This window comes from Flavobacterium pasteuri (assembly GCF_048286615.1).
Taxonomy (GTDB): Bacteria; Bacteroidota; Bacteroidia; order Flavobacteriales; family Flavobacteriaceae; genus Flavobacterium.
The window spans coordinates 17,936-31,000 of record NZ_JBLVPN010000004.1; the positions used below are offsets into that span (position 1 = coordinate 17,936).

The 13,065-nt window shown below is 34.2% G+C and carries 7 protein-coding genes; 6 read left to right on the forward strand and 1 reads right to left on the reverse strand.

Annotated elements, in window-relative coordinates; genetic code table 11:
- Nucleotides 1-20 precede the first annotated feature (20 nt).
- Both gldJ and ACNQF6_RS06990 read left to right on the forward strand, forming a co-directional pair.
- Complete coding sequence (gene gldJ, locus ACNQF6_RS06985) at nucleotides 21-1,706, forward strand: gliding motility lipoprotein GldJ (RefSeq protein ID WP_417964524.1); 1,686 nt, start codon at nucleotides 21-23, stop codon at nucleotides 1,704-1,706.
- Nucleotides 1,707-1,770: 64 nt separating this feature from the next.
- On the forward strand, nucleotides 1,771-3,057 hold the full coding sequence (locus ACNQF6_RS06990; RefSeq protein WP_417964526.1) for a UDP-N-acetylmuramoyl-tripeptide--D-alanyl-D-alanine ligase: 1,287 nt from the start codon (nucleotides 1,771-1,773) through the stop codon (nucleotides 3,055-3,057).
- Nucleotides 3,058-3,120: 63 nt separating this feature from the next.
- Here ACNQF6_RS06990 and ACNQF6_RS06995 read toward each other — a convergent pair whose 3' ends face one another.
- Nucleotides 3,121-5,994 (reverse strand): triple tyrosine motif-containing protein, encoded by a 2,874-nt coding sequence (locus ACNQF6_RS06995; RefSeq protein ID WP_417964528.1) that lies wholly within the window; start codon nucleotides 5,992-5,994, stop codon nucleotides 3,121-3,123.
- 344 nt (nucleotides 5,995-6,338) lie between these two features.
- On the opposite strand from ACNQF6_RS06995, the gene ACNQF6_RS07000 reads away from it, so the two are divergent.
- From ACNQF6_RS07000 to ACNQF6_RS07015, 4 genes are read left to right on the forward strand one after another with little or no spacing between them, the layout of a single operon-like run.
- On the forward strand, nucleotides 6,339-9,449 hold the full coding sequence (locus ACNQF6_RS07000; RefSeq protein ID WP_417964530.1) for a SusC/RagA family TonB-linked outer membrane protein: 3,111 nt from the start codon (nucleotides 6,339-6,341) through the stop codon (nucleotides 9,447-9,449).
- Between the two features lie 14 nt (nucleotides 9,450-9,463).
- Nucleotides 9,464-10,972 (forward strand): RagB/SusD family nutrient uptake outer membrane protein, encoded by a 1,509-nt coding sequence (locus ACNQF6_RS07005; RefSeq protein WP_417964532.1) that lies wholly within the window; start codon nucleotides 9,464-9,466, stop codon nucleotides 10,970-10,972.
- Nucleotides 10,973-10,986: 14 nt separating this feature from the next.
- The gene (locus ACNQF6_RS07010) at nucleotides 10,987-12,084 is read left to right on the forward strand and encodes a hypothetical protein (protein ID WP_417964534.1); all 1,098 of its coding nucleotides are present in this window, start codon (nucleotides 10,987-10,989) and stop codon (nucleotides 12,082-12,084) included.
- 7 nt (nucleotides 12,085-12,091) lie between these two features.
- Nucleotides 12,092-13,048 carry a hypothetical protein gene (locus tag ACNQF6_RS07015; protein WP_417964536.1) on the forward strand — a complete coding sequence of 319 codons (957 nt, stop codon included), beginning with the start codon at nucleotides 12,092-12,094 and terminating at the stop codon, nucleotides 13,046-13,048.
- The last annotated feature ends 17 nt before the right edge of the window (nucleotides 13,049-13,065 follow it).

Consider the following 13,065-nt stretch of genomic DNA (forward strand, 5'->3'; position numbering starts at 1 on the left):
ATTATTACCTACTAAAGAGTATGAAAGCAAACAAAATTATGGGCTTACGGTTGTTGATCTCAATCTTATTAGTAATTGGTTTTTCCAGTTGCAGTAAAAAGTCTAGCTCCAAAAATACCTCAAGAGCAACTGGTTGGAATATGGACAGCAAAAAAGCAGGTTCAAGTAAAAAACAACAAGCAGGACCAGGTTTGGTTTTTGTTGAAGGGGGGACTTTTACTATGGGAAAAGTAGAGGATGATGTTATGCATGATTGGAATAATACCCCAACACAACAACACGTTCAGTCATTTTATATGGATGAGACTGAGGTTACTAATTCTATGTATTTAGATTATTTAGATTGGTTGAAAAGTGTTTATCCACCCACAGAAGAAAATTATAAAAACATATACGAAGGCGCCTCACCTGATACGTTGGTTTGGAGAAATAGATTGGGTTACAATGAAACGATGACGAATAATTATTTGAGACATCCCTCTTACGCTGAGTATCCTGTTGTAGGAGTAAATTGGATTCAAGCAGTTGAATTCAGTAACTGGAGAACACAACGTGTAAATGAAGCGCTTTTAGAAAAAAATGGATATCTTAAAAAGAATGCAAAAACATTAGATGTAACTGCTGACAGTAATTTTGATACTGAAACGTATTTGAATTCGCCTACTTTGGCTTACGGAGGAAATGAAGAAATTGTATTAAAAGGAAAAAATGGAGGTAAAAAAACTCCTAAAGCTGGAAAAGACGGTAAAGTTATTGAGCCTAAAAATGTTTATGCACAACGTTCTTCTGGAATACTTCTTCCTGAATACAGACTGCCAACTGAAGCAGAATGGGAATATGCAGCTGCTGCTGATGTAGGACAAAGAGAATATAATATCTACAAAGGTCAGAAAAAATATCCTTGGTCTGGTGGTTACACCCGTTCAGGTAAAAGACAAAGTAAAGGAGATCAGTTAGCTAATTTCAAACAAGGTAATGGAGATTACGGTGGAATTGCAGGCTGGTCAGATGATGGTGCAGATATCACAAATGAGGTTAAAAAATACCCTGCAAATGATTTTGGATTGTATGATATGGCTGGAAATGTTGCCGAATGGGTGCAAGATGTTTACAGACCAATAATTGATAACGAAGCGAATGATTTCAATTACTTTAGAGGAAATCAATACACTAAAAATAAAATTGGTGCAGACGGTAAGGTTGAAATTGTTACTGCAGCTAACATGAAATTTGATACTTTAAGTAATGGTAGAATAGTTGCCAGAAAATTCCCAGGTCAAATTGCTCAAGTTCCTGTTGATGAAAAAGAGACGTATTTGAGACAGAATTTCGATAAAAGTGATAATACTAATTACAGAGATGGTGATAAACAATCTACAAGATATTATAACTTTGGATCTTCTGAATCTGACACTGAAAAACAAAAAGATGAGAAAATCATGTATAACTCTCCTAAACATAATGTTACTACAGATAGTTTAGGTAAAATGGTTAGAAAATATGATAAATCAAGTAAGAGAACAACTTTAATAAATGATGAAGTTAGAGTTTATAAAGGTGGTTCTTGGAGAGATAGAGCTTATTGGTTAGATCCTGCGCAAAGAAGGTATTTTCCACAAGATATGGCTACAGATTACATCGGTTTTAGATGTGCAATGTCTAGAGTAGGTCCTAAAGCAGACAAGAAAAAATCAGCTAGAAATTAAATTTTTTATAAAATAAAAATAAAAGCCCTTTGATTAGGGCTTTTATTTTTTTAAATCGTTTCAAATGGATATTAATTACATTCATAGTTTATTTTTAAAATGTAAATCGGTTTCGATAGATACCCGCAAGATTGAGTTAAATTCTTTATTTGTCGCCATAAAAGGGGAACGTTTTGATGCAAATACATTTGCTAAAGAGGCATTAGATAAAGGTGCTTCTTATGTGATAATCGATGACGAATCTTATTTTATTGACCACAGAACTATCTTAGTCGATGACAGTTTAACAGCATTGCAGAATCTGGCTAAATTTCATCGGGAATATTTGAAACTGCCTATAATAGCGCTTACCGGAAGTAATGGTAAAACAACGACCAAAGAACTGATTCATGTCGTTCTTTCTAAAAAATTCAATACCAAAGCAACTGTAGGAAACCTAAACAATCACATTGGAGTTCCATTGACATTGCTTTCGTTTAATTCAGAAACAGAAATTGGGATAGTTGAAATGGGAGCTAATCACAAAAAAGAAATTGAATTTTTATGTGAATTAGCAAAACCGGATTATGGTTACATCACTAATTTTGGTAAAGCACATTTAGAGGGTTTTGGTGGTGTTGAAGGAGTGATTGAAGGAAAAAGCGAAATGTATAAATACCTTTCGGCAAATGATAAACTTGCATTCATAAATCTGGAAGATCCCATTCAAGTTGAAAAGTCAAGGTCGTTAAAGGCCTATTCTTTTGGAGTTAATAAAACAGATGCGGATGTAAATATTGCCTCAGTTAAAGCAAATCCATTTGTGGCAATAAACTATTCTGATATAACTATTTCAACGCATTTAATAGGCTTGTACAATGCCAATAACATCAATGCGGCGCTAACTATAGGAAAGTATTTTAAAATTGATGATATCGCAATAAAAGAAGCTTTAGAAAGCTATGTGCCTGAAAATAACAGGTCGCAATTATTGACAAAAGGAACTAACCAAATTATTCTGGATGCCTATAATGCAAACCCGAGCAGTATGGCCGTAGCTATTGAGAATTTTATGCAGTTAGAGAGTTCAAATAAAGCAATGATTTTAGGAGACATGTTTGAGTTAGGACAGGAAAGTCAGGAAGAGCATAAAGCAATAGTTGACCTGCTTTCGAATGAAGATAACGTGAAATGTTATTTTATCGGTTCAGCATTTTATGCCAATAAATTTGAAAAAAGCAACTTTTGGTTTTACAATACATTTGATGAATTTTCAAATGATTTTCCAATGACTGAATTCAATAATTGTACTATTTTGATAAAAGGATCCAGGGGAATGGCATTGGAGCGAACTTTAAATTTCTTGACATAAAGAACAGCTGTTTTTATCATAGAAATGCCATCATAGTAATTTATGATGGCATTTTGGTTTTTATTAAATGCTCATTAGAAATCCAATCAGATTTTCTTTTTTATTGAGTCCTAGTTTTTTTCTCAATCGGTAACGCGCCAGTTCTACTCCTCCGTTTGAGATATTCATGATTTCGGCAATCTCTTTCGTTGACATATTCATTAATAGATAGGTTGATAAATCCAATTCTCGGGGAGATATTGTAGGATATTTTTCTTTTAATCTCTTGAGGAAATCAAAATGGACATTTTTAATGTGTTTCTCCAAGTCTTTCCAGCTTTTATCCGCATTAACTTCTTTGGTGATGCTTTTATTCAATTTTGTAAATTGAAATTTGGTAGAATCATCAAAGGATTCAACATTGATGTCTTTTAATTTATAAATGATGCCATTTAGGATTTTGTTTTTCTTAACTACTTGCAGCGAGTTGTTGACTAATTCTTTATCCTTTGCTAAAATCTTAATTTGTAGCTTATCACTTTTCAATTTTTCAATTTCTTTTTCCAGTTCATATTGTTCCTGTCTTATTTTAGATTCTTTCTCTAAATAAAGTCTTCGCTGTTCAATGGTTTCATAATATTTGTTTTTTCTAATTTTCATTTTCACTCTGTTTCGAATGAAAAATACAGAGGCAACAACTAGTAGAATATAAAATAAATATGCTAAAAAATGTCTGTACCAAGGTGGAGAAACGGTAAAAGTAGCAATAGATTCTTCTGATTGAATTCCATGACTATTCCTCACTTTTAATTTCATTTTATAATCACCCTCTCTTAAGTTGGTGTATTCTTTAATTGAAATAGAAGACCACGTGCTCCAACGATCGTCAAAACCTTCCAATTGATAAGAGAATTCTACATTTTCCAGATTTTCATAAGTTGGTGACGAGAATGTAAATTTCACTCGATTTGCTGAATAAGGTATTTTAAGCATCTCAATTTTATTGGATCCATTTCCTAATATTATAGTATCTCCAGGATATGAAAAACTTCGTATAAATGCCATTGGTTTTGATGCGGAATAATTTTGTAGTTTGGAGTTATAATGCGCTAAACCATCGGTTAAACCAATTAATATATTTTCAGGATTAATCGTGTTTATAGATATGTAGTTGTTTACGAGATTGCCGGTTAAACTGGAAAAAGGAGCAATTGTGTTTTTATAGCCGCCACTTTTCTGCTTCATTAAAACGCCTAATGACTCACTAAAAACATACCAGATATTACCATAATTATCTTCGGTTATAGAATGTATTTGTGGAAGGCCTTTGAAAATTGCACTGATTTTTTTATCTTCAAAAAACAAATCTTGCTCCTGTGAATATTTATAAAAACGATTATTAGTTTGAAAGTATAAGTTGTTTTTCATTCGTTGCAAACTTCCTATTCCTTTAACTGAGTTGGATAAATTTTTATGCGTTTTTATAGATTTAAATTTGTTTAAATTTTCAGAGAGCGTTAACTGATAGATTAAATTATCCTTTATTAACCATAAATTATGTTCGTCTATTTCAAACGTATTTGCAGATAGGTCAAATCCTTCTACTCGATTTTTATAGGATAATCCGCTAACTGTTTTTTCAAATATTGTAAATCCATTGTATGTGGATCCTATTAAGTAATTAGGGCGATTAGGAATAGGCTTAAAGCCAAAATGTCCCTTATTGTCTAATGTTTTAATAACTTTTCCTCCAGAAACTAACAATGCTCCTCTATTGTGAGCGCAAATTAGCTGGTCGTCTATCACTTGAATGTTCCAAGCCTGACCAGTAGTTCCTTCAACAAGTTTAAAAGTATCCTCTTTAATGCTGTTGTTCCAAGAATGGTAAAAAAGACCTTGATTAGTAGCTACATAAAGATTTCCTTTATAAGCTACAGAAGCATAAACGGTACTTAAATCATAACTGAATCCAAAATAGGTAAACGGAGAGTTTTCATTGATAAAAGCAATTCCATTGTCTAGGCCAAGCCAAAGATTGTTTTTGTTGTCAATAAATGAAGTTAGGACGGTATTGTTTTGAAGTCCCTTTTTATGGTTGATGTGCTGAATTATATTTCCGTTGAAGTCGCAGATGATCATACCGTCTAATACCGAATTCAGAATGATAAATGTGTCTTTTATAATTACGCCTCCAAGGGAACTGTTTTTTTTGATAAAATAGTTGGCTTCAGTGTCCCAATAAGTGATTTTTTCATTGTCGTATATATAAAGTCCTTTGTCTAAAGTGGTAATAAGAATTTTATTTTCCGGCATTGGAAGCATACCCCAGATTTCTGTAGTGTTTAAAGCGGTAGTTCCTTTTAACGGGAATAATTTTCCGTTTTTATATTCTAATATTCCTGCAGAAATATCCTGAAAATAAAGTTGGTCTTTTACCTGAAATGAAAACTGAAATCTGTTGGGAGACTCAAGTAATTTAAGTTTCTGTTTTTTGAAAATATAGGCTCTTGTAAAAGATTGGAAAATTACTTCTCCTTTATGAATGTGAATTTTCCAGATAAAGTCAATTGCTTTGATGTTGTCAATATTTATCAGTTTTGAAACTGAAAAATAAACTAGTTTTCCTTTAGAATTAGCCTTGAAATATCCAAATTCATCATAGCCTCCTACAAAAATTTTTCCCGAATCATCAATTTTTAAGCATCTGATAGCTGATGCATTTGGAAGACTGTACTTCTTCCATGACGATCCATCAAATTGAAAAAGACCATTGTTATTTGCAAAATATAAATTACCATTTTTATCTTGATCTATACTCCAGTTTTGAGTGCCTCCTTTATAGTCTGTTCTTTTATAATTTCTGATTTCTGGCAAGCCAATGTTTTTTACCTGCCCATAGATAGGTGTTAAAGATGATAAAGTCAAAAAAATTAGAATATGTAGTTTGATAAATCTCATGATTGAAGTCTAAGCTGACAAGTTGATTGTTATTGAAAAAAGACACTATTTTGTTATAAGAAGATGGTTTTTAGATTGTTTTCCATCGAATTCTATAAATTAAACGCAATATCTCTTTATTTTATAAATGTAGTGGTTTTTATTCTAATTAACATTTAAATAACAATGTAAAAATATTCATAAAATGTTTAAATATAGGTATTTATATTTTTTTTGATGTGTTTTTGTTATGTGTTAAAAAACAGTTTGATGTGTTTTTGTAGTAAGTAATTAAAATGAATATAGAAAAAATAACAATAATATTGCTTCAAATTACTAATTAATTAACCAAAATTTTTAGAAATATGAAATTTACAAAACTGTTCATTTTTTGTCTTTTATCTATTCTATTCTCAGTTTATGCACAAGCACAAGATGTTACTGTAAACGGAAAAGTATACGATGAAAACGGGCTGCCCATACCAGGAGTTAGCATTTTAATCAAAGGAACTTCTAAAGCTGCGGCTACGGATTTTGATGGAACCTATCAAATTAAGGTCGATTCAAAAGGTACTTTAGAGTTTAGCTATTTAGGCTATATCACCTCAAAAGAAGCTATTAATGGAAGAAGCCGAGTTGATGTTAGACTTAAACCTTCAACTGAAAGCTTACAAGAAGTTGTCGTAGTAGGTTACGGAACTCAAAAGAAGAGTGTTGTTACTGGAGCAATATCTAGTGTAAAAGCAAAAGATCTTGAAAAAGTGCCAAATGGTCGTATCGAGCAAGCTTTACAAGGTAGAGTTTCCGGGGTTACTATTGCTGCAAGTTCTGGACAGCCCGGTTCTGCATCCACAATGCGCGTTAGAGGGGTAACTACTTTTGGCGATGGAGGTAATAATCCACTCTGGGTTGTTGATGGTGTTGTTGTTGATGGTGGAGGAATAGGATTCCTTAATCAATCAGACATAGAGTCGATAGAGGTGCTTAAGGATGCTGCTTCTGCTGCAATTTATGGTACTCGTGCTGCAACAGGAGTAATTTTGGTGACAACTAAAAAAGGAAAATCAGGAAAAATTTCGGTGAACTACAATGGTTTTTCAGGGATTTCATCACCAGAAAAGATTTTAAATTTACTAAATGCCACACAATATGGTGCTTTGTTAAATGAAAAATCAGTTGCCGCCGGCGGTCCAGCAATATTTCCTAATTTATCTGCTTTAGGTGTTGGTACAGATTGGCAAAAAGCAATTTTCAACACAAGTGCTTTCCGTTATTCTCATGAATTGAGTATTAGTGGAGGAACTGATGTTTCTAATTTTTATGCTTCTTTTGGACTTCAAGAACAAGAAGGAATTGTTTCAACAGAAATATCAAATTACAGCAAAAAGAATTTCCGTTTAAACTCGACACATAAAATATCTAAAATATTTACTTTCGGACAAACTTTAGGTTTTTCGAGACAAAAAACAATTGGTATTGGAAATACAAATAGCGAGTTTGGTGGGCCTTTAAGTTCAGCAATCAACTTGGATCCAACTACTCCTTTGGTAGAAACAGATCCTGTAAAAGCTAATAATGCGCCTTATAGTACTAATCCTGTAATTCGCGATGCAAATGGAAATCCTTATGGAATCTCAAGTTTAGTTGGCCAAGAAATGACGAATCCTTTGGCTTATGCCAAAACAAGATTAGGAAGTTATGGAACTTCAGATGACATCGTTGGTAACGCATATATTGAAGCGGCTATAACAAGTCATATTAAAGTGAGATCAACTTTTGGTGCAAAACTAGCAACATGGGGAGGTCAAGGATTTACACCTGTTTTCTATTTGAGTGCTACTTCAAACGTGCTTAAAAATAACTACAGTAAGTATGAAAATAAGAGTTTTGCATGGAATGTTGAAAACATATTGACATATACAAATAAATTTGGGAATCATAACTTAACGGTTTTATTAGGTCAAGGATCTTATGTTGATAATATTGGTGGAGGTCTTGGCGCTACATTGTTTGGATTACCTGTGACCAATTATAAAGATGCCTCTTTCAACTTTGATATACCTCAATCGGATAGAAGCAGTTATACATTTGATATGACTGAACATAAATTGACATCATTGTTTTCACGTGTGAATTACGATTTTAAAGAAAAATATTTGTTTACAGGGATTATTCGTCGAGATGGTTCAAGCCGCTTTGGAGCCAATAATAAATTTGGGGTATTTCCTTCGTTTAATTTAGGATGGGTTTTAACCAAAGAAGATTTTTGGAAAGAAAGCAAAGTACTTAATACTTTTAAAATAAGAGGTGGATATGGAGTTGTTGGGAATGATGCCATACCAGATTTTAGATATCTTTCTCTAGTTGAAGGAGGTTATAATTATTCTTTTGGAAATTCAGGAGCTATCACTACTGGTTATGCTAACCTTACACTTGACAACCCTGATTTGAGATGGGAGGAAACTTCTCAGGCAAATGTTGGTTTTGAATCGAAACTTTTTAATGACATAAGCTTTACTGTAGATTTATATAAAAAATCAACCAAAGGTATTTTGCGTCCAATAAATATTCCAGGTTATGTAGGTGTTACTGCAAGCCCAATTGGGAATGTAGCTGATATGGATAATAAAGGAATCGAGGTTGAATTAGGGTATAAAAAGACTTTTGGTGACTTTAATTTTTCTGCAAATGGTAATGTTGCATACTTAGAAAACAAAGTGACTTACCTGGCAGCCGATTCTGATTATATTTCAGGAGACGCTTCTTTCCAATCTATGGGACAAGTGACAAGAACGCAAGTAGGACAATCCTATAATTCATTTTACGGATTTAGAACAGCTGGTATTTTTCAAAATCAAGCAGAAATTAATGCTTATACAAATTCATCAGGAGGTTTGATTCAGCCAGCTGCCCGTCCTGGAGATTTCCGTTGGGTGGATACAGATGGTAATGGTTCAATTGGAGATGATGACAAACAATTTTTAGGAAGTAATATTCCAAAATACACTTTTGGTTTGACATTAAATTTAGATTATAAAAACTTCGATTTAATGGCATTTGCTCAGGGAGCTGCAGGAAATGAAATTTTCCAAGGCTTGCGAAGACTTGATGTAGGAAATGCGAACTATCAAACAATAGCTTTAAGCAGATGGACAGGTGAAGGAACTTCAAATGATTATCCTAGGTTGACTAATGATGATACCAATGGGAATTTCGGAAAAATGTCGAATTTTTATTTAGAGGACGGAGATTATCTAAGACTGAAATTAGTTCAACTTGGATATTCATTGCCTAGTAGTGTGGTGAGTAAAATTGGAGCCACTAAAGTACGCTTTTATTTAACTGCCGAGAACTTATTGACTATAACTAAATACACGGGTTATGATCCAGAAATTGGTGGCGGTGTATTCGGGATAGACAAAGGAATTTATCCACAAGCAAGAACATTTATGCTTGGAGCTAATTTACAATTTTAATACAATCAAGAATTATGAAAACGATAAAATTTAAATATTTATTTATTGCAGCAGCTGTGGTTTCATTCGGTTCCTGTACAGAAGAATTTGTTGATGTAACACCAAAAGGGTCATTTCTTTCGGATAATTATTATTCAAATCAAGACCAAGCTACTGCAGCTCTGGTAGGAGTTTATGATGCGATTAGAAAGAATACAGGTGGTTTCGAAAACATGGTAGGTATGATGAATGCTGGTTCTGATGACTTCTACGCAGGTGGAGGTGGTTCGACGGACGGAGCAGGAATTCAGGGTTTTTCTACGCATACACTTACAGGGACAATTGTTCCGGGAAGTTTTTGGAATGATCATTACCAAGGAATTTTTAGAGCAAACACTTTACTATTAAAATTACCGGGTGTTGCAATGCCAGATGATGTGAAAGCGCGATTTTCAGGAGAATCAAAAGCATTGAGAGCCATGTATTACTTCAACTTGGTAAGATTGTTTAAGAATGTTCCATTATTATTGGATCCTTTGACAGCTACTAATATGTATGAAGTTGAACAAGCGACATCAGAAGCAGTCTATGCTCAAATAGAGAAAGATTTAATTGATGCAATAGCCACTTTGCCGACAACAGTTCCTGCTGACACAGAATCTGGACGTCTTACAAAAGGTGCCGCACAAGCTTTGCTTGGAAAAGTGTATTTACAAGAAGGTAAAAAAACCGAAGCAGCTGCTATTCTAGCCTTAGTAAATGGTACGCCGGGAGGAACAAATCAATATGGTAATAAATTGTTGTCCAATTTTAGTGATTTATGGGTAGTTTCTAATAAGTTTAATACCGAGTCACTTATTGAAGTTTCACATACCAGTGCCGGTAATTCTGATTGGGGTTTCTGGGGTTCAGGTAGAGACGAAGGGAATTCATTGAATGTTATGGTAGGTCCTAGAAGTTATTCAAGACCGTCAGGTTCTACAGCACCTGATTTACCATCAGGATGGAGTTTTAATGTTATCACTCAAGATTTATATGATGCCATTAAGTTAGATCCAAGATTTGGAGCTACAATATTAGATTTGAAAGCTCTGAAAGCTGCTGGTAAAGCAGATTATATTGGTGGATATCAAGATACAGGATATTTCTTAAACAAATTTCTTCCTCGAAAAGAAGATGTAAGAACTGGTGGTGGAGCCGCAGAATTGAATTATAGACAAAATTCTTATATCATTAGATTAGCAGATACTTATTTGATGGAAGCCGAAGCATTAGGTTCAGGAGCAAGAGCTCAAGCTTTACTTGATGCAGTTAGATTAAGAGTTGGTTTGCCTTCTGTTCCAGTTACACTGGCAGCCATTAAAAATGAAAGAAGAATGGAACTTGCAGGGGAAGGACACCGATTTTTTGATCTTGTTCGATGGGGTGATGCAGCTACTAAGTTATCAAACAGAGGTTTTGTTGCCGGTAAAGATGAAATTTTCCCAATACCAATAAGAGAACTTCAAGGAACCAAATTGAAACAAAACCCTGGCTATAATTAATAAAAGATAAAATTATGAAAAAGATAAAATTAATTTTCAGCTTTATACTAGTACTGCTTGTAGCTATAAGTTGTACCGTGGAGGGAATCAGCGATGATACGGCTCTTCTAGGAACAGAATCATCTGCTAATCTCAATAAGATATTTGATATCAGCACTGATAATTCAGGAAAAGTAACAATAACTCCTACTGCAGATGGTGCTGTTTCTTTCAAAGTAGAATACGGACATGGAACAGTATCGTCAGTTAAAGTAGCTCCTGGAGCAAGTACAACCCATGTTTATCCAGAAGGAAAATATACGGTAAAAATCACTGCGACATCAATTTCTGGAGCGACAACTGAGCAAACATTCCCGTTAGATGTTGTGTATAGAGCGCCAGAAAACTTAGCTGTTACTTTAAATAAAAACATTCACAATTTAAAAGTAAAAGCCAAAGCGGATTATGCAAAATCGTATTTAGTTTATTTTGGAGATGTTCCTAATGAAGTTGGAACGCCATTAGCTACTGATGGAGAAGTTGCTCATGATTATGCAGTTGCAGGAACGTATAATGTAAAAGTTGTTGCGTTAAGCGGTGGTGCTGCCAAAACGGAAAAAACGACACCAACTATTATTTACAATGCGTACGGGTTACCAATTACCTATGAATTAGCGACTCAAAATTATGGAGTTGGTGGAACTTTTGGCGGAATTTCAACAGCAGTAGTAGCAAATCCTTTTCCAACAGGATTAAACACTAGTGCTACAGTTTGGAAGTATACAAAAACTACCGGAGCTGAAACATGGAGTGGAACTTATTCTACTTTAGATTCTCCAATAGATTTTGCAACAGGAAATAAAATCAAGTTACTGATGTATGCTACAGAAGTGGGTAAAAATCTAAATGTAGAATTAGAATGGGCTGTAGGCGGAACACCTGCAAATGGTGTTGCAGTTTTAAAAGTAGCCAATACTGTTGCCAATTCTTGGCAAGAATTAGTATTTGATTTCAGTACAATTGCAGCAATTCCGGCTAATGCCAAATTTACTCAACTTGTATTTAGATACGATGATTCAGCAAAAGGATCAGGAGAAGTAATTTATATAGACAATATTAGATTAACTAATTAAAAAAAATATGAAAACAAATATCAAATACATTTTAGGGATTTTCATAGTAGCACTAACATTTATTAGCTGCAACGAAGAAGAATATAGTTTGGGCGAATTATCGGCACCAGCAAATGTTGTCATAAATGCTGAGGTTGTCGGAGTAGATGCTACGCATCCAAACGGTGATGGTTCTGGAAGTGTAAAAATTTCGGTAACAGGAGACAATGCTCTTTCGTATAAAATCGATTATGATGCAAGTACTCCATTGGATTTAGTGTATTTACCAACGGGTAAGGCTACTAAGAAATACACTTCTGTTGGGGTAAACACTTATAGAATAACTGTCGTAGCTTATGGCAAAGGAGGATCTTCTACTAATGTTACTAAAGACGTTACTGTAAGAAGTGATTTTACCGTTGCTCCAGAAATTGTTACTGCATTAACGAATAATGCTTCAAAAACATGGGTAGTAGATAAAGGTGTAGGAGGTCATATAGGTGTTGGCCCTTGGAACGTTGCTTCGATCAGACCGGAATGGTGGGCTGGGGGTGTTAATGAAAAAGCAGCCTCTGCAAATTGTTTTTACACAGCTACTTATACTTTTGCTAAAGTAGCTGCTTCGGGAACATACTCCTTGCAAGTTGCTACTCCAGACGGTGCATTTACAAAAACGGGTTCACTAACAACTCTTCCAGGTATTCCGGGTTCAGGAGATGAAGGATGTTATAATTATGGTGGCGGAACTTCTGCTTTTAGTTTTATACCAGCGTCATCAGGTGCACCTATAGTAATCACGAATGCTGATAATTCAACTTCGACTCAAACCAGTATTTTATTATCTGGTGTCAATACTTTCATAGGATATGGCGCAGTTCAAAAAGAATATGAAATTTTGGTTATAACACCAACTTATCTATATGTTCGTGTACAAGGAACCGAAACTGGAAATGCTTGGTATCTAAAATTGAAACCGGCATTGTAAAAAATCATAAAATATAA

What these genes read in the sequence shown, in the direction of transcription:
- gldJ (WP_417964524.1), top strand. Translation starts at nt 21, where the DNA reads ATGAAAGCAAACAAAATTATGGGCTTACGGTTGTTGATCTCAATCTTA.
- ACNQF6_RS06990 (WP_417964526.1), top strand. Translation starts at nt 1,771, where the DNA reads ATGGATATTAATTACATTCATAGTTTATTTTTAAAATGTAAATCGGTT.
- ACNQF6_RS06995 (WP_417964528.1), bottom strand. Translation starts at nt 5,994, where the DNA reads ATGAGATTTATCAAACTACATATTCTAATTTTTTTGACTTTATCATCT.
- ACNQF6_RS07000 (WP_417964530.1), top strand. Translation starts at nt 6,339, where the DNA reads ATGAAATTTACAAAACTGTTCATTTTTTGTCTTTTATCTATTCTATTC.
- ACNQF6_RS07005 (WP_417964532.1), top strand. Translation starts at nt 9,464, where the DNA reads ATGAAAACGATAAAATTTAAATATTTATTTATTGCAGCAGCTGTGGTT.
- ACNQF6_RS07010 (WP_417964534.1), top strand. Translation starts at nt 10,987, where the DNA reads ATGAAAAAGATAAAATTAATTTTCAGCTTTATACTAGTACTGCTTGTA.
- ACNQF6_RS07015 (WP_417964536.1), top strand. Translation starts at nt 12,092, where the DNA reads ATGAAAACAAATATCAAATACATTTTAGGGATTTTCATAGTAGCACTA.